Below are 22,278 nucleotides of genomic sequence, written 5' to 3'. Positions count from 1 at the left end.
CGCCTGCGGGCCGCTCGGCAAGGTCGGCACCCGCGCGGGGCGTTGTAGTGCTCACTCGTCTCGCGTAACGTCCTTTTTCACATCAGCCGTGATTTTCGCAGCACGTCCCAGGCAGCACCCCGCGCACGCGGGGAAGATCCTCTCGGAAGGTGGCCTGTATGTCTCCCACTGCTCAGGAAGTCGTCGAGGAAGTCACCGAACTCGAGCCCACTCCGGAAGCCAAGAAATGGGCGGCCGAGGCGCTCGGCACCTTCGTCTTGGTGATGAGTGGCGTCGGCACCGCGGTGCTGGCCGGTGAGCGCGTCGGCGGGCTCGGTGTGGCGCTCGCCTTCGGCCTGTCGCTGTTGTTCCTGGTCTACGCGATCGGGCCGATCTCCGGGTGTCATGTGAATCCGGCCGTGACCGTCGGGCAGCTGCTGCTCGGCAGGCTTTCGGTGATCTCCGCGGCCGGCTATGTGATCGCGCAGCTGATCGGCGGATTCCTGGCCGGACTGGTGCTGTTCGCGATCGCCAAGAATCTGCCGTCCTACGATCGCGCGGCCAACGGGCTCGGCGCGAACGGGTGGGGTAAGCACAGCCCCTCCGCGGTGCGCGGTCCGCTCGGGCAGGTGGTGATCGAGAACGGATACGGCTTATCCGCGACGATCATCGTCGAGGTCATGTTGACCGCGCTGCTGGTCTTCGTGGTGCTGGCTTCGACCGATCAGATCTCCGATATCCCGCAGGCCGGACTATCGATCGGCGTCACGCTCACGGTCATCCACCTGATCTCGATTCCGGTGGACAACACCTCGGTGAATCCGGCCCGCAGCCTCGCCGTCGCCTTCTACCAGGACGGCGCGGGACCTCAGGTCTGGGTGTTCGTGGTATTCCCGCTCATAGGCGGCGCACTCGGTGCACTGATCTATGGCATCCTGTACGGCCGCTCCCGGGAGATGGTCTCTTGAAACCGACCCGCCCGGCGGCCAGCTGAACCTATGCCGCCGGACGCTTTTCGGTCCCGGCGTCGCAGGTCAGGGAGATCAGCGCAGGCAGCGGGAACAGCAGCAGGAACAGGTTGGGTACCCACCAGAGCGGGCTGAAATCCGCGCGCAGCGTCCAGAATGCGATCGCCTGCAGTCCGGCGACGCTGGTCAGGGTCAGCGATACGGTCATCAGGGTGCGCCAACCGGGCGCGCGGCACAGGCTGGCCAACCCGGTGCCGCTGGCCGCCAGATCGAGCAGCACGAACGAGTTGTTCCAATCGGTCAGGATCGGATCGGTGTAGTCCTTATAGGCCCATTCGGGTGGGATCACATGCGCGAAGGCGATCGCCCAGTAGAGCAGGAAGCCGATATCGGTGACCAGCATGGCGATCTTCGTCGGCCCGAGAACTCGATTCACGACAGCACCCGATCTCGTTCAGTGCCAAGCGTATTCGGCGCACAGACGGTGCGCGACGAGGTCGAAGGTCTTGCGCTCGACGATCGCGCCTTCGCGGCGGATGCCGTCCTCCGGTACGTCGAGCACCCGGTCGAGGCGGACCCAGCTCGGTCGGCCTTCGTGATCCCAACTGCCGCTGCCGATTCCGATCCAGTTGCGGTCGTGCGCGCGTTGCGGATTCGACGACAGCATCAGGCCCAGCAGGGTCCTGCGGTCGCGTCCGACGACGAGCACCGGACGATCCTTGCCGTTATTCGGATCCTCCTCGTATGGGACCCAGGTCCACACGATCTCGCCGGGATCGGCGCGTCCGTCCAGTTGCGGGCAGTAGACGATCTGCCTGGCCCGCTCGGCCGTCGGCACCGGGGTCGAAGCGGCCGGACGGATCGCCACCGCGGGCGCCTTGCGGGTAGCCAGCGAGCCGACCGCGCGTTCGAGCAACGACGAGCGCTGGAACCTGTCGACCAGCTTCGGTGCCTGCTCCTTGACGATCTTGGGACCCTGCTCCTTCGCGATGAGGCCTAGCTGCTTGCCGATCGTGTTCCAAGTTCGGGCCATCCTTGGATGGTAACGGCGCGGTCTCGTCTTCTCATCCGCACCGATACCTACCGCATGTTGGCGATGACGGTCTCCGCGTACTGCTCCAGCCGAGCGATCTTGGTGGCCAGCGGCTCGACATCGCGTCCTTGCTCGTAGGACGGGCGGAACCCGACGATCACATCGGTGACTCCGCGCTCCGCCAGCCGTGCGATCCCGTCGACGGAATAGGCCTGCGGCGAGACGACGTGGATCTCGAACGGAGCCCCCGGATCGGCACGCTCGCCGCGCAATTCATCGATCCGGTCGAGCAGTCGCGCCAACTCCGCATCGTCGCCGCCCGCGTGCATCCACCCGTCGCCGAGCCGCACGGCCCGCCGCAGCGCCGCATCGCTGTGCCCGCCGGATAGGCGATGCTGTCGGCGACGCACATGCTGGTGAATCCGGCGGCCTCGGCGGCTCGCGCCAGTGGCACATAATGCGCTGGATCGGTCATCGACTGCGCGTAGGTGAACCTCATACGCCGGAGTTCTGCGGTACCGCAGCCGAATTCGGCGTGGTAAACGGGCTCCGCACCGGATATCTGCTCACCGAGACCGTATCCAGATCGCGATCGGCGCCGATTCGCGCGACCGAGGCCATCATTCGCCCGACCCGATCCTGGAACTCGGCCATATCGCTCGCGCCGTACCAGGCCATTGGATCGGTGAGCGCCGCGGCCGGAAACTGTTCCTCGACAATGGCGTCGATGTCGGGTGCGTCCGGCGTGATCGCCCGAACAACCACGTTCTGGGTATAGCCGAAGGTCGACTGCGTCTCGATGGCCACCGCGGTGTGCTGCCCCTGCCACCGTCGCAGCCATTCCTCCGGTGTGAGTTCCGCGGGCCTGCGCAGGAATGCCAGGTTGCCGAAGCCGTCGGTTCGAGCCGGGACCGAGTCGTCCAGACGCAGCGGTACCGATTCGGTCACCAGATAGCCGTGTACCGCGGCCGCGCTCGCGCCGAGAAGGTCCGCGGCAGCCGTGGCCTGGGCGCCGTAACTCTGCTCGACCCAGGTCGTGACGACCGCGGCGATCGGCGGATCCATTGTCGCGTAGCGCATCAGCGCGTCCTGGACCGCGGCGTCACGAACATAGACGGTGACACCTGCCACGCCGAGTGCGACGAGACGCTCGGCCACGGTGGTGCGCAGCGATTCGCACCAAGCCTCGGTGGCATCGGCATCAGCGTGCCGCAGGACGAAGACCAGTTTCTCCATCTCGCCGAAAATACGGTGGCGGCCCCGGCGGCGGGAGGGAATCGCCCGATCATCGCCGACCGGTTGGGCGAAGTGGCGCCGCGCATTCGCGGCTCTGGTATGTGAATCCTCGGTTAGAGTCGGGAATTCGGCGTGGAGAGGTGTCCAACAGTGCAGCCGCAGGTGTTCCCTGGGACCTATGCGGACGAACACGGGCGCGAACAGATCGTCTGGCGGATCGGGCCGTCGCGGCACTGGGGTCCGAACCGGTTCGATATTCGAACGGTGATTCGTGGCGTCCCGGTGGCGGGTCCGGACTTCGACGCGCTGGGGCCGTATGACAAGGGCGCCGCGCTTCGGGCCGGACTGCCCATCGACGAATGGGATGCCATCTCGGGCTGCGTCTTCTCCGGCGAGCTGCCGTGCACGGTCGAGGTGCACGGCGAGCGGCGGCCCGGTGCGCTCCACTTCCAGCTGACACTGCCGCCCGGTGGCGTCGGTGAGTCTCTCGAACTCGCCCTCGAGGTCGACGGGCAGACTTATCACGGCACCGACCGGTACTTCGAGGACGCGCTGTTCCGACTCGGACAACAGTTTCCGGAAGGCGTTCGCCTGATCTCCTGTATGACGTGCCTGTTCTCCGATTACTCGCCGTACGGGCACGGCCTCACCGGCATGTGGTGTCATCGCGACGCCAGCGACCGGTACCTCGCGGTCCGCACCAAGGACGACTATTTCGAGGTGCCGGTGACCGAGCAGGTACCCGAGACCTATCTGTGCGCCGACTACGAGCGCCGCATCCCTGGCACCGGCTATCGCGGCTGAAACGTGGTACGGAACGCAGAACGGTGAACCGCTGACAGTGTCTTTACCTGGCGCATGGGACGATGGATGGCAGTTTGCCGATACCCATGAGGAGTGGAGTGCCCGCCAGCTTCGCCGACACGACGTTCACCGATCCCGCCCGGATCCGGAACTTCTGCATCATCGCGCACATCGACCACGGTAAGTCGACGCTGGCCGACCGCATGCTGCAGCTCACCGGTGTGGTCGAGGAGCGGGCGATGCGCGCCCAGTATCTGGACCGGATGGATATCGAGCGCGAGCGCGGCATCACCATCAAGGCCCAGAACGTGCGGCTGCCCTGGCAGGTCGACGGCACCGACTATGTGCTGCACCTGATCGATACCCCTGGTCACGTCGACTTCACCTACGAGGTGTCGCGTGCGCTGGAGGCGTGTGAGGGCGCGGTGCTGCTGGTCGACGCGGCGCAGGGCATCGAGGCGCAGACGCTGGCGAATCTGTACCTGGCGCTGGACAAGGATCTGACGATCATCCCGGTGCTCAACAAGATCGATCTCCCGGCCGCGGATCCGGACCGCTACGCGGGCGAGATCGCGCACATCATCGGCTGCGAACCCGAGGATGTGCTGCGGGTCTCCGGTAAGACCGGCGTCGGCGTGCCGGAGCTGCTGAACAAGGTCATCGAGGCGGTGCCGGCACCGGTCGGCGATCCGGACGCCCCCGCGCGCGCCATGATCTTCGACTCGGTCTACGACACCTACCGCGGCGTGGTCACCTATGTCCGTGTGGTGGACGGCAAGATCATTCCGCGCGAGAAGATCAAGATGATGTCCACCGGCGCGACGCACGAACTGCTCGAGGTCGGCATCGTCTCCCCGGAACCCAAGCCCACCCAGGGGCTCGGCGTCGGCGAGGTCGGTTATCTGATCACCGGCGTGAAGGATGTGCGCCAGTCGAAGGTCGGTGACACCGTGACCTCCGCACGCGGCGGCGCGAGCGAACCGCTCACCGGCTACCGCGAGCCGCGCCCGATGGTGTACTCCGGTCTCTACCCGGTCGACGGCTCGGACTATCCGGATCTGCGCGACGCGCTGGACAAGCTCCAGCTCAACGACGCCGCGCTGACCTACGAGCCGGAGACCTCGGTGGCGCTGGGCTTCGGCTTCCGGTGCGGGTTCCTCGGTCTGCTGCATATGGAGATCACCCGTGAGCGGCTGCAGCGCGAATTCGATCTGGACCTGATCTCCACCGCGCCCAATGTGGTCTACAAGGTGGAGATGGAGGACGGCGCCGAACACGTCGTCACCAATCCGTCGTACTGGCCCGAGGGCAAGGTCCGGCATGTGTACGAGCCGGTGGTCAAGTGCACCATCATCTCGCCGAGCGAATTCATCGGCTCGATCATGGAGCTGTGCCAGGCCCGGCGCGGTGAACTCGGCGGGATGGACTACCTGTCCGAGACTCGCGTCGAACTGCGCTACACCATGCCGATGGCCGAGATCATCTTCGACTTCTTCGATTCGCTGAAATCGCGCACCCGCGGTTATGCCAGCCTCGACTACGAGGAGTCCGGCGTGCAGGAATCGGCGCTGGTGAAGGTGGACATCCTGTTGCAGGGCGAGGCGGTGGACGCGTTCTCCGCGATCGTGCACCGCGACGCCGCCCAGGCCTACGGCCACAAGATGACCACCAAACTGCGCGAACTCATCCCGCGCCAGCAGTTCGAGGTGCCCATCCAGGCCGCCATCGGCTCGAAAATCATTGCCCGCGAGAACATCCGCGCCATCCGCAAGGACGTCCTCGCCAAGTGCTACGGCGGTGACATCAGCCGCAAGCGCAAACTGCTCGAAAAGCAGAAGGAAGGCAAGAAGCGCATGAAGACGATCGGCCGCGTCGACGTCCCCCAGGAAGCCTTCGTAGCCGCCCTCTCCTCCGACGCCGCCTCCGACAAGCCCAAGGGCCAGAAGTAGGGCCTGCCACTCGGCATCGATCGGAAAACTGGGGTGCCACCGCGTGGTCGGGGAATGAGTTCGGCCGTGCCGGAATGGAGTTCGGCTTGTTGGCGCTGTGAGCCGCCTCGAACTACGGGCTGTACGGGTCGGCGTCGACGAGTTGGTCTCGTCGGCACGGTTCCGAGCCGCCGCGTGACGCGTGCTGACCAGGTCCATTGACGACGTCGACATCCGGTCCGGGACGCCCGCGGAAACAGGGCTTCCGTTCTGGTTTCTCCGATGGCAAGGTTGTGTTGCTTGTCACAGTCGTATTCTTTGCGGACCTGCAGAATGTGACAGTTGGGTTTTCCGGAATATCGTTAGTTGATCTTCACTCGGTCTGCCCGGCGTGGTGAGGATGCTGGAAAACCTGAGAGTGGAGCTTGCATGACGAGTGACCTGCCCTTCGACAGCGATGACACCGAAGCTGACGACCGTGCGGGAGATACCGCCTATCGCGTCGCCACCGGCGTCGCGCGGGTAGCGAGGGCGGGCGCGTACGTCACCGGCGGCGCCCTGGTCGCAGCCAACGGCGGTACCGCGCCCGCGCATCCCGGTGGGCAACGGCTCGACAGCTGGATTTCGGCCTACACCCGCGATCCCGATGCGGACGCGCCGAGCCCGGTGGTGACATTCCCGGATCCGGACCCGAATTCGGTTCCGCCCGCGCCCATTCACTCGCAGGTGCCGACACCGCGCGATGTCGGAGTCAGTGCGCCGTTCACCATCCCGAATGTGCCGAACTCCGGTCTGCACCTCGGTACACCGCCGCAGCAGCACACGCCGCAGCCGTGGCAGGAGGGCGCCTACGGGAATGGCCACCAGCCCGGACTCGGCCTCGGTACCGAGACCGATCGGTCCGGACTCGATCTGCGCGGTGAGACGCCGCAGTCGGGCCTCGATTTCGGCACCGAGCACGCGGGCGGCGGCTTCGGTGGATCGCCCGGACTCGACTTCGGCCACGGTTTCGGCCTGCCGGGCCACGGCCTCGGCCAAGAGGGACACGGCTTCGGCCTGCCCGGCCCGAACGGTTTCGTCGCACCCGGCTCGAATCCCTTTGTCCTGCCCCGTGTTCCGGTGGCGGGAACGGCCGCCAACACGTCGAGTGCCGAGTCGGTGAGTGAGGTCGACGACTCCGACGACGGCACCGCGGACGCGAGCAGTGGCGTTCCGTTCTACGGCGGCAACATGTTCCACAGCGGTGCCACCGGGGGCGGTGGCGATCTGTTCCACGGCGCCGACGCGTTCCACGGCGCGGATATGTTCCACGGCATCGGAAATCCGGATGCCGTCGGCGTATTCCTCGACGCGGAGGCGAGTTTCAGTGTGCATACCGAACTCGAGGTGGACTTCGGCGTCGGCCCGAACGGGATGTACCTGACCACGCAGTCCAAGGTCGAGGTCAACGGCGCGATGAAGATCGAGACCGGCGCCGGACGGGTCGGTGACAATATCGACAGGTTCTCCGACTGGCTCGGCCACACCCCCGGCCCGAGCGGACGTTCCGGTCTCGACCACTCCGGCGCATCGGGCCACGGCACGGGTACCGCGGCGACCACGCAGCCCGCCGGATCCGTCGCCCAGTACTCGGCCGCCGCGCAGCCCGTCGCGGTGCAGCCCGCCCAGCCGTTCGCCGCACCGCTGCCCGCACCGGTCGCACCGGCCGTCGCGCCGGTGGCCCCGGTAGTCGCGCCCGCCGCGGTCGCCGCCCCGGTCGCGGCCACCCCGCTGCAGACCACCATCCAGCCGGATGTGGCGAGCACCCCGGTTGCCAATGTGCTTGTGGCGCCGACAGGTCCGTCGCCGCTGACCGCGCCCGCCGCGGTGGTGCCCGCGCTCTTCGAGCCCAAGCCCGCTCCGGCCAAGCCGGTCCTGGTCGACGATTCGCATTCCACGACAACGCCGCCGACCCACACCCCGACCACCGTCACCAAGACGGTGCCGGTTCCGGTCGTCCCCGGCGACAGCACCACCGGACACCCGACCAAGGTGCCCGACCCGGGCAGCACCAAGACGCCCGGCGCGACCACGTTCCCCGGCACGGACATCACCGGCACGACCAAGACCCCGGTCACCCAAGCGCCGACCACGCACGCGCCCAGCACCAACGCACCGAGCCACACTGCCACTCCGACAATCCCGGACGACGACGATGTGACGCTCCCCAGCACCGGCAACGGCGGGACCACCACGGGCCATGGCGGGACTACCCCCAGCACCGGCAACGGCGGGACCGGGGGCAACTCGGCCCCGACCACGCACACCCAGCCGACAGTGGACATCCCGACCAACGAGCCGACGGTATCGGTGCCCCCGGCCACCCACTCCGCGCCGACTCCCGCGCCGACGGTGGATATCGACATCCCGACCGCGAATTCCCCCGCGCCGGTGCCGACTCCGCAGACCCACGCGCCCGCACCGACAATGCCGGCACCGGTAACCCCGATGCAGCCGCCGATCGACGTCAAGCCGCATCCGATCGCCGCCGAACTCGGCGACCCGGCCGATTTCGCGCACCCGGTATTCGAACCCGACCACTCGGCGCTGACCTTGATCGCCGGTGGCCTGTCCACCGCGCTGATGCCGGATTCGACCATCGATGGCCACCACCTGGCAGCAGGCCCGGACGCATCGGGTCTGGACATAACCCTGATCTAGGAACCGGTATGGGGGTCGCGCGCACCTGTCGCGCTGACGCATGTCATCGTCGAAGGCGATATCCGTACGACAGTTAGGAGGAGGGTTGTCTGCCGCAGCCGGGCTGGAGGCCGCCACGGTGAAACATCCGGAGGTCATGGCACCAGTCATCGGAATGCTCGATCAACTGCAGGAGATGACCCGCTCCGCGGGCCGTGACGACTTGGGCGGCCGACTGAATATGGTCCGGGCCAGGGTCGGTGACCCGCGGCTGCGCCTGGTGGTCGTCGGTGCGGCCAAGAACGGTATGAGCACGCTGGTCAACGGTTTGATCGGAGCGAGGGTCAGCGCCACGGAGAGCGCGCTGAGCGTTCCGGTGATCGCGGAGTACGGACCGGAGCCGACCGCGGTGCTGGTGAAATCGCTCGGCGCGGGCCGCATCGAACGTCAGTCGGTCGATCCGCTCGATCCCGGTCCGGCGCTGGCCGCGGACGGGGTGATCCGCGCCGAATTCACCGAGCCGAGTCCGCTGCTCGCCGAGGGTGTCGTGCTGATGGACGCACCGGGCACCAATGGCGAGGACCACACCACCTGGTCGATGATCGCCGCCGCGGATGCCGTGCTCTACGTCGGTGACGCCGGAACCGAATTCACCGCCGAACAGATCGCCTATCTCGACCGCATCCAGCAGATCTGCCCAACGGTGATCTGCGCGCTGAACAAGATCGACCTGCACCCGCACTGGCAGCACACCCAGCAGCGCAATCGCGAGCTGCTGGACGCGGCCGGACTCGGTTTCGCGGTCGCCCCGGTTTCCGCGCTGCTGCACCAGCAGGCGGGCAACTACCAGCGCGATATCGAATCGGGTGTGCCCCAACTCGTCGACCACCTGCGCGATTACGTGGTGGCCAGGGCCGACACGCTGGTCCTGGAGGCCGCGGCCAATGACATCCGGCTGGTCGCCGACCATCTGGCCGTGACCCTGCGGACCGAGGCCGAGGCGCTGCGCGATCCGCGCCGCCGGGTCGAGATCACCGAACAACTGGTGGCCGCGCGCGACCAGGCCGATCAACTACGGCAGCGCTCGGCCAACTGGCAGATCACCCTCGGCGACGGCAGCACCGAGCTGATGGCCGATATCGAACACGATCTGCGGCACCGACTGCGCAGTCTGGTCCGCGATGCCGAGGCCGAGATCGCCCAGACCGATCCGGCCCGGCGCTGGAAGGATTTCGGCGCCGATCTGGACGCGCGCATCTGCGAGGCCGTCGAAGAGAATTTCGTGATGGCGCACTACCGGGCGGTGGAACTATCCGAACAGGTGGCCGCCAAATTCCCCGCCGATCACCGCACTCCGCCACTGCCGGACCTACGCCTGGACAATCCCGGTGAAGTGCTCGGGCCTGTCGCGCCGCTGGATCCCCTGATCAGCGCGAAAGCCGGTGTGATGGCGCAATTCCTGACCGTCATGCGCGGCTCATACGGCGGTCTGCTGATGGTGGGCGTGCTCACCAGTCTGCTGAAAATGCCACTGGTGAACTGGTATTCGGCCGCCGCGGCACTGCTGCTCGGCGCGAACGCGCTGTGGGACGACCGCAAGGCGCGCAAGCAGCGCCGCCAGGCCGAGGCCAAGGTTTCGGTGGCCAGGCTGATGGACGATGTCGTCTTCCAGGTCGGCAAGGAATCGCGAAATCGGCTGCGCGCCATGCAGCGCACGCTGCGCGACCACTTCACCGATATCGCCACCGATGTGCTGCGCACCGCCGACGAGCGGTTGCGGGTGGCGGAGGTGGCCTACGGGAAGTACGGCGATCACCGCGAGGAGCGGATCGCCGACCTCGACGTCCAGCTCGGCAAGCTGGGCGGGCTGCGCGCCGATGCCGATCGCATCAGCGCTGCCGCGTAGGCAAGACACAGCGCGGCCGCGTAGGCAAGACACAGCGCTGCCGCGTAGGCAAGACACAGCGCGGCCGCGTAATTCTGCTGTCAGGCCGGGTGAATCGCCGGTGTATGCGCCGGTTGGAACCCGCCGGAGGTATGCGACTGCTCGGCCCTGATCACATGCGTCACCGCGTTGATCAGTGCCAGATGGGTGAACGCCTGCGGGAAGTTGCCGAGGTGACGTCCACTGCGCGAATCGATCTCCTCGGCGTAGAGCCGCAGCGGACTGGCATAGCCGAGCAGGCGCTCGCACAGATGCCGGGCCCGCTGCAATTCGCCGATCTCCACCAGCGCGGAGACCAGCCAGAACGAGCAGATGGTGAAGGTGCCCTCGGTGCCGGGCAATCCGTCGTCGGTGGTCTCGGTCCGGTAGCGCAGCACCAGACCGTTCTCGGTGAGCCGGTCGGCGATCGAGAGCACGGTGGCGCGCACCCGGTGGTCGGTGGGCGGCAGGAAGCGGTTCAGCACCACCAGAAGCAGTGAGGCGTCCAGGGTGTCGCCGCCATAGGTCTGGGTGAAGACGCCGTCGGCGTTCACGCCGTGGGTGAGGATATCGGCCTTGATCTCATCGGCGACGGTGTACCACTCGGTGGCGCGTTCGTATTCGCCGTGCAGTTCGGCCAGTTTCGCGCCCCGGTCCAGCGCCACCCAGCACATGATCTTCGAAGAGGTGAAATGCTGTGGCTCACCGCGGACTTCCCAGATGCCGCGGTCGGGCTCCTGCCAGCGCGCGATGGTCGCCTCGACCTGACGCTCCAGCAGCGGCCACAGCGACTCCGGCACCTGTTGGCGGGATTTCACGTGCAAGTACACCGCGTCGAGCATGGTGCCCCAGATATCGTGCTGGTCCTGGTTGTAGGCGGCGTTGCCGATGCGCACCGGCTTTGCGCCGTCGTATCCGGTCAGGTTGTCGAGCGTGGACTCGGTGATATCGCGTTCGCCGCCGATGCCGTAGAGCACTTGCAGCGGAACGGGTTCGCCGTTGTCGCCGGTGGTGGCGTCTCGCAGGAAGGCGAAGAAGTCGTTGGCCTCGCGGTCCAGGCCGAGGGTGTACAGGCCCCACAGCGCGAAGCTGGCATCGCGCACCCAGGTGTAGCGGTAGTCCCAGTTGCGTTGGCCGCCAGGGGTTTCCGGCAGCGAGGTGGTGGCGGCGGCCATCAGCGCACCGGTCGGCGCGTAGGTGAGCCCCTTCAGGGTCAGCGCGCTGCGCTGTAAGTAGTTGCGCCACGGATGATCCGGGAAGTCGCCGAGGGTGATCCACTGCCGCCAGCATTCGGTGGTCTGCCACATCTTATGGGCCGCATCCTCGAAGGTGCGCGGTGGCGGCAGCTCCGACCAGGTCAGGGCGACGAACACCTCGTCGCCCTCCCTCATCCTGGTCCTGGCGCGCGCCTCCCGGCCTTCGAGACCCAACCGCAGATCGGTGGTCAGCACCAGGGTCGGGCCCGCGCTGGGGTCGGCGGTGCGGTACGCGGTCGCCTCTTCGTAGACCTTTCCGGTGTACTCCCAGCGGGTCGGAGCACTGTGGTAGTCGAAGGCGGGTTCGCAGCTCATCTCCAGCTCGACCGTGCCGTTCACACACTTCACCGTGCGCAACAGGACGTGCTCGGCATCCCAGTCCATCGGCGTGCGGCGATGGGTCTTGCTGCGCTGATCGTTGTTGTGCCATGGGCCGAGCACCAGCGCGTCGCGCACGATCAGCCAGCCCGTTTCGGTCTGCCAGGTGGTTTCCAGGATCATGCCGCCGGGCAGATACCGGCGCGCCGCGGGCACATTGACCCCATACGGTCCGATCCGGAAGTGCCCGGCGCTGCGGTCGAGCATCGCGCCGAAGACGCTGGGCGAATCGGGCCGGGGCACGCACATCCACTCGACCGAGCCATTGCTGGCGATCAGACAGGTGGTCTCACAGTCGGACAGGAACGCGTAATCGTCGATCGGCGGATAGGTGGCGTGTTGGCGCACCTCCTTCAGCTCACTGAGTGTGGGCAGGTCGGCAGGTTCGTCGACGGTCAGATCATCGGAAGACGCCATACCTCATCTTCGGTCCGTACGAGCATCTCGTCCACCGTCGCGCTGAATCCCGACCGGCCATGAGGCCTGACCATCGGGAAACCCGCCATCACGAACCCAGCCACCACGGAGCGAGTGTTGCGAGCGACGTTCGCGGGCCGTCTGGCGTCCGCGCGAAGGCGCGGTCATTGGCTCAGCCGAGTCGTCGAAGCGCATGCGCCGTAGGCGCGAGGCTCGACGGCGTCGGTGGTGACTGTTGGCGGGTCGCCCGCAAGACCGTGTGGGCCGCGAACACGCAGCGGCGGAGGCGTCGCAATTGAACAGAGCTAGGCTGGGGGCGTGCATAGCATCGCAGGATGGTGGGACGGCTTCGAGCTGTGGGTCGCGGGATTGCCGTTCATCCCGCAGTTCGTCGTGGTGCTGGTCGGTATGGTCCCGGTCAGCTTCGCCATTGCCTACGTGCTCGACCGCGTACTGCGGATCTCCCTGCAACTGCTCGGCCGCAACAGCGAAGCTGTGACGGCCCTGACACCTGAGGATGTCGTGCCCGCAGAACCCGCCCTGATCCCAGAACTCGTCGGGCCGCCGGTCGCGGTGCGCGAGACCGCGCAGAGCGGGGCGCGTTGATGCCACGTTCCCGTGTTCAGCTCGCCCTGGTCGCTCTGCTCGTCCTCATCGTCATCGCGTGGTTGTTGACTCGCTGACGTCGTGCGTCAGCGATATGTCCCGACAAGGATTGTCCGAACGAGAACGCTGTATTGGGTCTATTTGCGGGGCAGCCTATCGAGAATTTCCCGTAGCAGGCTGCCGTGCTCGGCCAGCGTTGTCTTCACATCCGCGAACCCGTCGCGCATTCCTGCCGCAAATCGTTGATGTCTTCCAGAGTGAGGTGTCTGTTCATTCGGTTGGTTCGGTCGCTTTCGGTTCGAATACGTCGAGGGTGGTCGGTTGGACGTCGGTTACCAACCCGGCCTCGACCAGCACCGTGAGCAAGGTCCCGATGTCCTCGCCCCTGAACGCGATCATTTGGGCGTACGAGAACGGGGTGCCGGTCCGGCCGTCCGAGTAGACGGGGCTCCAGGTGCCGTCGTCGTGTTGCAGCCAAGCACTGGGTTCTTCGACGGGTTCCGGGGTTCGTTCCGGCAGGTTCCGCAGACCGTCGGCCAGTCGGGCAAGCTCGATTTCGTTCACCGGACCCACCCCGAATCGCGCACCACTCGCCCTTCGTTCATATCGTGCCTTGTGAATGCTCCTGGGGTGCAAGGCATTCCGCCCAGTACTCGTGTCGTACCGCGTCCCACAACCGCGACAGTTTCGGGAACTGCTCACGCATCTGCGCCAGGTCCGGTGCCGCGTCCGCAGTGGTGACCGACATCAGCGGTAGCGATTCGGATGTATTGCGTACCAGCATCATTCGAATGCGATGGTGATCGAGCCGCCAGGTCGCCTGCCAGCCGTCGACCTCCGTGCGACGCTCGCTCATCCGACTCCGCCGCTACCCGTGGTCGACATTCGAGCCCGCAGCGGGAACCGGTGACGCCAGGTCCGAGAGCCCGTCGAGCACCTCGCGCAGGGTTCGATACGTCGGCCCGCCGCCTGCGAATGGCTCACTGTCCAAGGGCGGGAACTGGATCCCCCGTGCGGCGGCCCGCTCGCGCGGAGTCAGCGACTGCGGCGCGAGTCGACCCGCATCGACCAGCGTGTAATACGCCGCCGCTTTCCACACACACCGCCCGAGGCGGCAGGCGCGATGGACGCGCATCTGCTCATGCGCCAACTCGACATCGGCGTACCCGCACACCCCGGGCGGCGTCACGATCGTCTCCTCCGTGGACATCACGCTGCCCCTGTCTCGACGGAGACCGGGCGCGCGGTCCGCGCCCATGTCGTTGCGGTGCATACGGTTTCGAGGTCGAAGTCCTCGCAGACCCGCGCCGGTTGGTTGTCGACCTGCGCCAAGTCGAAGACCACGATCGCTACCACATCCAGTCCCGCCGCGATGCCGAGCGCGTAGCCGATCGGATCGGGGTCGTCCTGTGGGGGACGCACGGTATAGATGCACTGATAGCCAAGGGCGCGAGCATGGCGTTGGATCGCGACAGCGTGCCGGGGTGCGTTCAGTCCCGACACCTCGCCGCGCACGAAGCCGACCGCCTTCGGCCGAATGCCGTCTGATCCTGTAATTGCTTCTGTCGCTTGCTTGTTCGTCATAGTCTTGACGCCTTTGGTCGTGGGTAGAACCTCACAGCACGGCGTCGCCTGCCAGAACCCGAGTTCGGGCTGTTCAGGGCTTCCGCGTTGCTCGGCTGTGGCCATATGGTGGCGCGTGTCGGTCGCGGCGTGGAGTGTCTGCGTGGGGTGTTCAGAGAAGAGGCGCAAACTCCCAGCATGATTCTTGAGAGTCATCTAGCCTGGCTCTCCGACTGAGAAACATTAGGGGTATCGGTTGAGAAAGCAGGGGGCACAAGAATGCCGAGCAAGGCTGACCTCAGCAGCACGACACTGCCGCGTCGTCAGTTGGGGCGAGCATTACGAGATGCGCGCCAGGCGCGAGGTTTGACGCTCGACCAGGTAGCGGCGGTGACCAGGATCAGCCGCGCTACCCTGAGCCGAATCGAGTTGGGGCAGTACGCGAGGGTCCGCGATATGGAAGTCGATTACCTCGGCCGGTACTATTGCTTACCGGAAGCGCGGATCGAATACCTGAAAGCGCTTGCGAGCGAAGCCAGTACCAAGATGTGGTATCAGAGCTTCCAACCCCTGATCTTACCGGTGTTCAACACCTATCTCGAGCTGGAGTCGTTCGCGTCGGAATTATGGTTCTATCAGCCGATCGTCATACCCGGTCTGTTGCAGACCGCCGACTATGCCCGAACTCTGCAGCGGCTCAGCGCGCCGGATGACCCGGCAGAGGTGATCGATACGCGGGTGGATCTCCGAATGCAGCGGGCGAGGATACTCACCCGGCAACACCTGGCGGTTCGCGCGGAATTCCTGATACAGGAGAGCGCGCTCCATTCTCTTGTCGGGTCGGGCCAGATCATGAGTGCGCAGCTGCGCCACGTGGCCGACCTGAGCACCCGCGACAACGTGACAGTCCGAGTCCTACCGTTCGCTGCTGGTCTCCCGACTGGGTTCTTGATGCCGCCTCACATCCTTCTCGACTTCCCGGACAACGAGCCGTCCGTGGTCTACTGCGAAGCCGCGGTGGGTACGATGTTCTTCGAGGGCGACGAAGATGTGAAGCGCATTCGCGCACTCCACGAAGCCGTCCAGCACGCTGCGCTGAATCAGCAAGCGTCTCGGGATCGAATCAGGAAGCTAGCCAGGAGATACGAGCAGTGACTATCGACCTCTCCAGCGCGCAGTGGTTCAAGTCATCGCACAGCGGCAGCGGCCAGAATGAATGCGTCGAGGTGGCCTGGCTGCAAGCCGGGCATGTCGGCGTCCGAGACTCGAAGAACCCCAATGGCCCAGCACTGGTGTTCACTCCCGGTGAGTGGGATGCCTTCACGGCAGGCATGAAAGACGGCGAGTTCACCCGGCCCACCGCATAACGGTTTGCTCTGCTGACTACGGGCAACGGCCTCAGTCGGACACGTAATAGACTGGGGCCATCACCATTTCATTCTCTACCTGTCCGGGTCGGGGCCAGTACGCGCCGCTGGCACGGATCTCTTTCGCGGCGGCCGAAGGTCAGGAGCGAGCGGTCAACATAGATCGAATGCGCTCCAGCGCGGACCGTCCCTCGGTGGCCAACTCATCCATTCCCGCCTTCTCTGTGGCGCGGACAGTGCGCTGAATCTGGTGTGGCAACCGCAGGCGTTCGGCGGCGTCTATCGCAGTCGTGAATGCGTCCTCGGCTGTGGCCGGTTCGTTGATGGCTACGAGGACTTCTCCGGTAGTTATGCGCTCGATGATGTGCCACTGTGGTGCCGCTGGCGTCCCTACCTGATCGTGCACCATTCTCCCCGCCTCGGACGGCCGCCCGGTACTCAGCAGCCCACGGAGCTGAATCTCTCGCAGCGTGAACGGCTGGAACAGAAGACCGCTACCGGGATTGCTGTTGAGTAGATCGCTGTAGACGGCCAAAGCCGCATCGAACTCGGCGGCATCTCCCAGTTCTCCCACGGCGCGGCAGAGGAACGCGAGCGACCCGCCACGGTCGGCTGGATCATGGGACAGCTCCAACGACTGTTCCAAACGCGCGACGGCTGCACCGGGGTGCCCGGCCTTACGCAGTTCATTTCCGTGCATTCGGAGAGTGAGGGCGTAGAACTGTGAATCTTCAAGGTGCGCAGCAATTTTGACTGCCTGCCTGGTCCAATGAGCAGCGGATGACAACCGTTCTTCGGGCAGCACGGTGCCGAGCGAAACACCAAGTGCGACACGCGCTTGCGCCAGTAACGCCAGACTGTCTCGTTCCATGTGTCCCTCAGATGCCCGCGCTTCGAGTCGAGCCACCAGCGGCCAGAGTTCGTTGACGGCCTCGACTGCGCGCCCGGCCTGCCGGGCGATCTCAGCGAGCCGAACTGTCGAATCTCCGAACTGGAGCATTGCTCGATACTCCGCGTCGTCGGCGCCGGTTATTCCGAGAACGTGCGGAGGGATGCCAAGACGGGCGGCAATGTGCCTTCGGGTAGCTATGTCACTGATTGCGCGCCTACCGGTTTCGAGCATCGACACGTATGAGTTGTCGTATCCGAGAAGTTCGGCAAGCGCTAATTGGCTCAGTGCGTTGATGCGTCGATAGGCGCGGAGAATTGTCGGTAGGTCTCTGGTGGCTACGGCCGTTGCTGCCTCTGGCGCGGCCCACAGCCAGATTGCGGACGCGATCGGTGAAGCCCGGACGTCGGACCGGCCGGTGGCGGTGGTGGCGGCGCAGGTGGGGCATACAGGGGTCACCGCATAACGGCTGATCGTTACCCCGCACGCCTGGCACCTGCTACCGGCCACAGCATCCCCTAGACGTTTTCTGCTGCCCTCAGCTGGGCGAACCAAGTCATGATCGAACGCTTGTATCCGTCCGGCATGTTCAGCCCGGCAATCTCGTCTTCAGCGAACAGGCCGACCTCTTTGTGTTCGTGCGACAGCACCGGCTCAGCGTCGGTGTCCGGGTAGCAACCGTAGGTCACGATGAAGACGTGCCGTTCGACTTCGTTGATGTAGTAGATCCATGAGTCGAGAATTGGCCCGGTCGTTACCGGCCACTGCGTCTCCTCGGTGATTTCACGGGCTACGCACTCCACCGGAGTTTCGTCGGGTTCGATTCTGCCGCCGGGCAATTCCCACTCTTCGCGCTCGTTCTTCAACAGCAGCGCTCGCCCGTTACGAACGACGACACCCTTGATCGAAATCGAGTACATGTGCGGTACGTATCCGGAGGTCATGACCGCGACGCTAGCACCGGCCGAGCTGTATCGGTGGCTGCTCGGCATTGACAGTCTGTCAGTGGACACAGCAATCGGGCCTGGGCCACGGTTTGAGGCATGTTCGTTGACTTACAGCAGGATTGGGCGGCAGGGGTGGCGGCTGGGCTCGCTGCTGATGGGTTCGCCAGGTTTGACCGGATTCGCACACGAGCACAGTTGGTCACGCTGGCGGCCTCGCTCGGGCGAATTGTCCCGCACCGGGACAGTGACGACGACGGGGTGACGACGCTCGAGAATCGGGCAGGGCTCGCGCGTCGACTCGGATTCGAGGGGTTCGGTACGGGCGCTCTGCCGCCACACACCGACCGATCGGGGGTGCCGGAACCACCCGCGCTACTGCTGGTGCTGTGCGGGCGCAGGAGCGTCACCGGAGGCGAGTGCATCGCAATCGACGGGTGCTCCGTGTATGTCGATCTGACGATGAACGCGCCGGAAGCGGTGACCGCCCTATCACAGCCTCGCACAGCCCTTTTCGGCGGTGCGGCGGGATACCTGGCATCGATCTTCGAGCAGGCCCAGGGCGGCCGGATACGAGTTCGGTACCGACGCGACGGTCTCGTGAAGTACTCGCCCGAGATCACGCGTTGGCTACCGGCTCTGAATGACGCAATCGACCGTCACGCAATGCAATTCGTTTTGGAGCCGGGCCAAGGCTACGTCCTGCACAATCATTGGTGGATGCACGGCCGGACCGCCTTCACAGGCGACCGGATCATGTACCGGCTGGGTCTGGAGCCGCATTCCGAGTTCGCTATTCCCTCGGGTTTCAAGGCACCCAACATTGTAGGGGTGGCTTCGTGAACGTGGACTACGCGACTGTACGTGTACCGATCCGCTTCGAGAACGGCTCGGACGAGCCGAACGACTACCCGCACTACGACCATTGCGGTTTCGATCCTGGGCCGCTCACCGTCGAGCAGGCACACCGGCTGTTACAGATCCACCTGCACAGCGCATCGGTGCAGTGCAGGCAGAAGGAGGCAGCGCTGCGGGTGCTCGAGAATGAGGGCCGACTGGTTCGACGACTACACCGAAAGCTTCGACGCGATCTGGACTGACGCGCAGCCCTGGGCCCCCTGACGAAAGGCAGATCATGGGAAGGATCGAGTACTACTACGACCCGAAGGCGCCCAAGCCGAATTCGCTTGTGGTGGCATGCAATCTGCTTGTCGCCGACGAGTCCGGCGCGATTCTGCTTCAGCGCCGTCGCGATACTGGGCAGTGGGCGTTGCCGGGCGGGGCTATGGATATGGGCGAGACAGCGGCCGAGTGCGCTATCCGGGAGTGCCGGGAGGAGACCGGAATTCTGGCCGAGGTCACGGGTTTCCTTGGCGTGTACAGCAATCCGAATCACATCGTCGCCTACACCGACGGTGAGATTCGCCAGCAGTACGAGAACTGCTATATCGGGAGTCCGGTCGGCGGAAAGCCCACTATCAATGAGGAAGCGGACGGCGTGACGTTCGTGCATCCGAGGGATCTGGATAACTACGACATTCACCCGAGCATGCGCCAGCAGATCGGGGACTACCTGTCGGGAAACTATCCCTACCTCGGATAGTCGATGAGCGGAATGTGGACTGAACCGTGTTCCAAGAGTGGTGACACCGGAACACCTGCGGTTTAGGCTTTAGGACCATGACCGCCTTCACCGGCAAGGTCGTACTCATTACCGGCGGCGCGCGCGGTATCGGCGCTGAGGTTGCCCGGCGGTTGCGTGCGCGGGGCGCGCACCTGGTGCTCATCGATGTCGACGAGCCCCCATTGCGGGAGCTCGCGGCGGAACTCGGCGGCGATGAGCATGTCGTTGCGGTCTCTGCCGACGTGCGCGACTTCGCCGCGATGGAGGCGGCGGTCGCGCGGGGGATCGAGAGGTTCGGCGGCATCGACATCGTCATGGCCAATGCGGGCATCGCCAGCTACGGGTCGGTTCTGATGGTGGACCCCGCCGCCTTCCGGCGGGTGATCGAGGTCAACCTCGTCGGCTGTTTCCACACCGTCCGCGCCGCCCTGCCGTCGGTCATCGAGCGGCGCGGGTACGTGCTGATCGTCTCCTCGCTTGCGGCCTATATGGCGATGCCGGGGATGGTGGCCTACGACGCTTCCAAGGCCGGGGTCGAGCAGTTCGCGAACGCGTTGCGGCTCGAGGTCGCGCACCACGGCGTCGATGTCGGGTCCGCGCACATGTCGTGGATCGACACCCCGCTCGTGCGGGAAAGTTTCGCCGACCTGCCCGCGGCCACCCGAGCGCTCGCCGCGCTGCCGCCCCCGATCCGTAAGACGACCTCGGTGCAGGAGTGCGCGGCCAGGTTCGAGCGGGGAATCGCCCGGCGTGCCAGGCGGATCAATGTGCCAGCCTGGGTCGGCGTACTGCGCTGGCTGAGGCCGCTGCTGCAGACGCCGCTCGCCGAGCGCGCGAGCGCCGAAACCACCCCGACCGTGCTGCCGGAGATCGACGCCGAGGTGACCAGACTCGGTCGTTCGTTCAGCGCCCGGACCCAGGCACTCGGCGAGGATTAGGGCCTGTCTCATAGCCGAGCCGCGGCCTCGCACTCGCCAGCGGCGCTCGATCCGTCTGGCGTCCGTGGAACGGCTAACGGGCCGAACCCGTTCGCCAGACACATTCGAGACCCCGGTCCGAAATATCCCCGCCTGCATGCTGTGCTGGCTGCTGCCGCCGCAGACGCCATTCGCCGAGCGCGCGAGCGTCCAGCAGCTCGCCGAGCGTAGTGATGTGCAGGTTCGTGCGACCACCATTCGACTACGCTCGACGGACCCTCCTCGGACCCAAGGCTCGGTGCAGCAGAAGCTATCTGCAAGCGGCACTAGAGAAAGGGCGCGCGGATCTAGGTGGAGGCGTCCTTGTCGCCGCCGAATCCGAAGCGCTTGCCGATCTTGGAAACAGTTTCGCCGACTTCGTGGCCTACCGTGCTCACCGCGGATCCGACGTCGCGCCCCAGATTGCGCACGGTGCGGATCAGCGGGTCCTCGGACTGGTCGAAGTTCTGCCGGTAGGTGCGCGCGGCTTCCTTGATCTCGTCGCTGATCTTGGTGCTCTTATCGTGTTCGCGACGCGGATAGTCGCCGCCGAGCATGCGGTTGTAGTCGCCGGACTGGATCCAGCGGCGCAGTTCGGCGGCCCGCAGCACCGAGAACGGATGGCTCTGCAGCTCCAGATTGAGCAGCTTCAGCACGCCGTCGCGCAGATCGCCGGATCGCTCGTAGTCATCGGCCTGCTGCAGGAACGCGCCGTGGTTCATCTCCTTGATCCAGGTGCCGCCCGCGGTCTTCATATGCACCCGCACCGAAGCGTCCACATCCTGGCCGCACAGCAGCCCGGCGCGGTCGCCGGAGAGTTCGGACTTGCGGCTCCACTCCATCAGCGCGGCCACGATCGCGCGTAAAGCCCAGCCGCCCACCGGCATCCAGCCCAGATTGGCCGAGATGCGCAGCAGATGCATGAGCATGGTGCGGTATACCGCGTGCCCGGACAGCGCGTGCCCGAGTTCGTGGCCGACGATGAAGCGCAGTTCCTCGGTGTCCATCAGATCGATCAGCCCGGTCGTCAGCACGATGAACGGCTGGTCCATGCCGATGGTGAAGGCGTTCACGTGCGGACTCTGCAGCACGAACATCTCGGGTGTGGTGCGCGCGTCCAGGATCTCCACACAGTCCTGACGCAACTGGTGTAGCGAACGGAACTGGCGTTCGTCCACCCGTACCGCCGTGGCGAGGTAGAGCAGCCGATGCTGGCGCTCCTGCAGCAAACCGGACAGGGTACGCAAAATGGTGTCGAACCCGGCGAGTGAGCGCAATGTCACCAGTGCGGTGCGGTCGGCGGGATGCTCCCACGCGCGAGTGCTGATATCCGGGAACCGGGTACGTACGCGGTCCGGGCTGGTAGTCATGGGATGAAACCCCCCTCTTCCTGGAACTTTGTCGGTTTTTACCGCCTGCAAGCGGATAGCTAGCGTTGATTCGAACTGGTGGCGTTTCCTCTGCTACAGTCTGCCCGTGTCTTCGAGTGCCGTCCCGCAGGTCCGCCATGAATTGGCGTTGATCGCTGTCGGCAATCTCGCGGTCGCGGACATTCTCTGTCGCTGATCGGCGCCGGGCACTGCTGTGCACCCATCTGTTCTCTAAACTGGCGCGCAAATTTTTCGCAGCAGTGTCCGAACCCCAGCGACCCCTCGGTCGGTAGTCGCGCCGCGGCAGTTCGACCGTTCGCGACCCCTAGTCCACGTCGCGGCGGAGCACATACGAAA

25 protein-coding genes are annotated in these 22,278 nt (G+C 65.5%); 13 read left to right on the top strand and 12 right to left on the bottom strand.

Annotated elements, in window-relative coordinates:
• Positions 1-158 precede the first annotated feature (158 nt).
• Positions 159-947: an aquaporin gene (locus ACHQ4I_RS34060; RefSeq protein WP_420775993.1), complete on the top strand. Its 789-nt coding sequence runs from the start codon at positions 159-161 to the stop codon at positions 945-947.
• A gap of 28 nt (positions 948-975) precedes the next feature.
• Here the strand turns inward: ACHQ4I_RS34060 and ACHQ4I_RS34055 are convergent, their stop codons facing one another.
• The 4 genes from ACHQ4I_RS34055 to ACHQ4I_RS34040 all read right to left on the bottom strand — a co-directional run bounded on the left by ACHQ4I_RS34055 (position 976) and on the right by ACHQ4I_RS34040 (position 3,216).
• Positions 976-1,383 (bottom strand): DUF5360 family protein, encoded by a 408-nt coding sequence (locus ACHQ4I_RS34055; protein WP_420775992.1) that lies wholly within the window; start codon positions 1,381-1,383, stop codon positions 976-978.
• A gap of 18 nt (positions 1,384-1,401) precedes the next feature.
• Positions 1,402-1,980: a type II toxin-antitoxin system PemK/MazF family toxin gene (locus tag ACHQ4I_RS34050; RefSeq protein WP_420775991.1), complete on the bottom strand. Its 579-nt coding sequence runs from the start codon at positions 1,978-1,980 to the stop codon at positions 1,402-1,404.
• A gap of 47 nt (positions 1,981-2,027) precedes the next feature.
• Positions 2,028-2,390, bottom strand: coding sequence for an LLM class oxidoreductase (locus ACHQ4I_RS34045; protein WP_420775990.1), 363 nt, complete (start codon positions 2,388-2,390; stop codon positions 2,028-2,030).
• A gap of 85 nt (positions 2,391-2,475) precedes the next feature.
• Positions 2,476-3,216 carry an EthD domain-containing protein gene (locus tag ACHQ4I_RS34040; RefSeq protein ID WP_420775989.1) on the bottom strand — a complete coding sequence of 247 codons (741 nt, stop codon included), beginning with the start codon at positions 3,214-3,216 and terminating at the stop codon, positions 2,476-2,478.
• A gap of 150 nt (positions 3,217-3,366) precedes the next feature.
• Between ACHQ4I_RS34040 and ACHQ4I_RS34035 the strand changes: the two genes are divergently transcribed.
• The 4 genes from ACHQ4I_RS34035 to ACHQ4I_RS34020 all read left to right on the top strand — a co-directional run bounded on the left by ACHQ4I_RS34035 (position 3,367) and on the right by ACHQ4I_RS34020 (position 10,533).
• Positions 3,367-4,020: a DUF6304 family protein gene (locus ACHQ4I_RS34035; protein WP_420775988.1), complete on the top strand. Its 654-nt coding sequence runs from the start codon at positions 3,367-3,369 to the stop codon at positions 4,018-4,020.
• Positions 4,021-4,082: 62 nt separating this feature from the next.
• Complete coding sequence (gene lepA, locus ACHQ4I_RS34030) at positions 4,083-5,969, top strand: translation elongation factor 4 (RefSeq protein WP_420775987.1); 1,887 nt, start codon at positions 4,083-4,085, stop codon at positions 5,967-5,969.
• A 408-nt stretch (positions 5,970-6,377) separates the two neighbouring features.
• Positions 6,378-8,648: a hypothetical protein gene (locus tag ACHQ4I_RS34025; RefSeq protein ID WP_420775986.1), complete on the top strand. Its 2,271-nt coding sequence runs from the start codon at positions 6,378-6,380 to the stop codon at positions 8,646-8,648.
• Between the two features lie 85 nt (positions 8,649-8,733).
• Positions 8,734-10,533, top strand: a complete 1,800-nt coding sequence (locus ACHQ4I_RS34020) for a P-loop NTPase family protein (protein WP_420775985.1) — start codon at positions 8,734-8,736, stop codon at positions 10,531-10,533.
• An 80-nt stretch (positions 10,534-10,613) separates the two neighbouring features.
• Here the strand turns inward: ACHQ4I_RS34020 and ACHQ4I_RS34015 are convergent, their stop codons facing one another.
• Positions 10,614-12,602, bottom strand: a complete 1,989-nt coding sequence (locus ACHQ4I_RS34015) for a glycoside hydrolase family 15 protein (RefSeq protein WP_420775984.1) — start codon at positions 12,600-12,602, stop codon at positions 10,614-10,616.
• 318 nt (positions 12,603-12,920) lie between these two features.
• Here ACHQ4I_RS34015 and ACHQ4I_RS34010 point away from each other — a divergent pair, with 318 nt between their 5' ends.
• Positions 12,921-13,208 (top strand): hypothetical protein, encoded by a 288-nt coding sequence (locus tag ACHQ4I_RS34010; RefSeq protein WP_420775983.1) that lies wholly within the window; start codon positions 12,921-12,923, stop codon positions 13,206-13,208.
• 270 nt (positions 13,209-13,478) lie between these two features.
• On the opposite strand, the gene ACHQ4I_RS34005 is transcribed toward ACHQ4I_RS34010, so the two are convergent.
• Genes ACHQ4I_RS34005 through ACHQ4I_RS33990 form a run of 4 tightly spaced genes read right to left on the bottom strand, consistent with a single transcriptional unit; the run spans position 13,479 to position 14,792 of the window.
• Positions 13,479-13,772, bottom strand: coding sequence for a hypothetical protein (locus ACHQ4I_RS34005; RefSeq protein WP_420775982.1), 294 nt, complete (start codon positions 13,770-13,772; stop codon positions 13,479-13,481).
• Between the two features lie 37 nt (positions 13,773-13,809).
• Entirely contained in the window at positions 13,810-14,064 is a 255-nt protein-coding gene (locus ACHQ4I_RS34000; protein ID WP_420775981.1) for a hypothetical protein, read from the bottom strand.
• Between the two features lie 12 nt (positions 14,065-14,076).
• Positions 14,077-14,418, bottom strand: coding sequence for a hypothetical protein (locus tag ACHQ4I_RS33995; RefSeq protein ID WP_420775980.1), 342 nt, complete (start codon positions 14,416-14,418; stop codon positions 14,077-14,079).
• Positions 14,418-14,792, bottom strand: coding sequence for a hypothetical protein (locus tag ACHQ4I_RS33990; RefSeq protein WP_420775979.1), 375 nt, complete (start codon positions 14,790-14,792; stop codon positions 14,418-14,420). The genes ACHQ4I_RS33995 and ACHQ4I_RS33990 overlap by 1 nt, the downstream gene beginning before the upstream one ends.
• Before the next feature lie 258 nt (positions 14,793-15,050).
• Here ACHQ4I_RS33990 and ACHQ4I_RS33985 point away from each other — a divergent pair, with 258 nt between their 5' ends.
• Complete coding sequence (locus tag ACHQ4I_RS33985; RefSeq protein ID WP_420775978.1) at positions 15,051-15,926, top strand: helix-turn-helix domain-containing protein; 876 nt, start codon at positions 15,051-15,053, stop codon at positions 15,924-15,926.
• Positions 15,923-16,138 (top strand): DUF397 domain-containing protein, encoded by a 216-nt coding sequence (locus tag ACHQ4I_RS33980; protein WP_420775977.1) that lies wholly within the window; start codon positions 15,923-15,925, stop codon positions 16,136-16,138. Before ACHQ4I_RS33985 ends, ACHQ4I_RS33980 begins: the two co-directional genes overlap by 4 nt.
• A 139-nt stretch (positions 16,139-16,277) precedes the next feature.
• On the opposite strand, the gene ACHQ4I_RS33975 is transcribed toward ACHQ4I_RS33980, so the two are convergent.
• Together ACHQ4I_RS33975 and ACHQ4I_RS33970 are read right to left on the bottom strand one after the other, a co-directional pair.
• Entirely contained in the window at positions 16,278-17,486 is a 1,209-nt protein-coding gene (locus tag ACHQ4I_RS33975; protein ID WP_420776081.1) for a helix-turn-helix domain-containing protein, read from the bottom strand.
• 59 nt (positions 17,487-17,545) lie between these two features.
• Complete coding sequence (locus ACHQ4I_RS33970) at positions 17,546-17,971, bottom strand: NUDIX hydrolase (RefSeq protein ID WP_420775976.1); 426 nt, start codon at positions 17,969-17,971, stop codon at positions 17,546-17,548.
• Between the two features lie 99 nt (positions 17,972-18,070).
• Here ACHQ4I_RS33970 and ACHQ4I_RS33965 point away from each other — a divergent pair, with 99 nt between their 5' ends.
• From ACHQ4I_RS33965 to ACHQ4I_RS33950, 4 genes are all read left to right on the top strand, one after another.
• Complete coding sequence (locus ACHQ4I_RS33965; RefSeq protein WP_420775975.1) at positions 18,071-18,814, top strand: TauD/TfdA family dioxygenase; 744 nt, start codon at positions 18,071-18,073, stop codon at positions 18,812-18,814.
• A complete protein-coding gene (locus ACHQ4I_RS33960; RefSeq protein ID WP_420775974.1) occupies positions 18,811-19,071 on the top strand; it encodes an SH2 domain-containing protein in 261 nt (86 codons plus the stop codon). Before ACHQ4I_RS33965 ends, ACHQ4I_RS33960 begins: the two co-directional genes overlap by 4 nt.
• A 35-nt stretch (positions 19,072-19,106) precedes the next feature.
• Positions 19,107-19,574: an NUDIX hydrolase gene (locus tag ACHQ4I_RS33955; RefSeq protein ID WP_420775973.1), complete on the top strand. Its 468-nt coding sequence runs from the start codon at positions 19,107-19,109 to the stop codon at positions 19,572-19,574.
• Between the two features lie 77 nt (positions 19,575-19,651).
• The gene (locus tag ACHQ4I_RS33950; protein WP_420775972.1) at positions 19,652-20,533 is read left to right on the top strand and encodes an SDR family oxidoreductase; all 882 of its coding nucleotides are present in this window, start codon (positions 19,652-19,654) and stop codon (positions 20,531-20,533) included.
• Positions 20,534-20,859: 326 nt separating this feature from the next.
• Here ACHQ4I_RS33950 and ACHQ4I_RS33945 read toward each other — a convergent pair whose 3' ends face one another.
• The gene (locus tag ACHQ4I_RS33945) at positions 20,860-21,921 is read right to left on the bottom strand and encodes a M48 family metallopeptidase (protein WP_420775971.1); all 1,062 of its coding nucleotides are present in this window, start codon (positions 21,919-21,921) and stop codon (positions 20,860-20,862) included.
• A gap of 106 nt (positions 21,922-22,027) precedes the next feature.
• Here ACHQ4I_RS33945 and ACHQ4I_RS33940 point away from each other — a divergent pair, with 106 nt between their 5' ends.
• Positions 22,028-22,117: an Ms4533A family Cys-rich leader peptide gene (locus tag ACHQ4I_RS33940; protein ID WP_309546086.1), complete on the top strand. Its 90-nt coding sequence runs from the start codon at positions 22,028-22,030 to the stop codon at positions 22,115-22,117.
• The last annotated feature ends 161 nt before the right edge of the window (positions 22,118-22,278 follow it).

The sequence above is a fragment of the Nocardia nepalensis genome (assembly GCF_048910785.1).
GTDB lineage: Bacteria > Actinomycetota > Actinomycetes > Mycobacteriales > Mycobacteriaceae > Nocardia > Nocardia nepalensis.
This window is presented reverse-complemented; position numbering and strand designations above follow the sequence as displayed.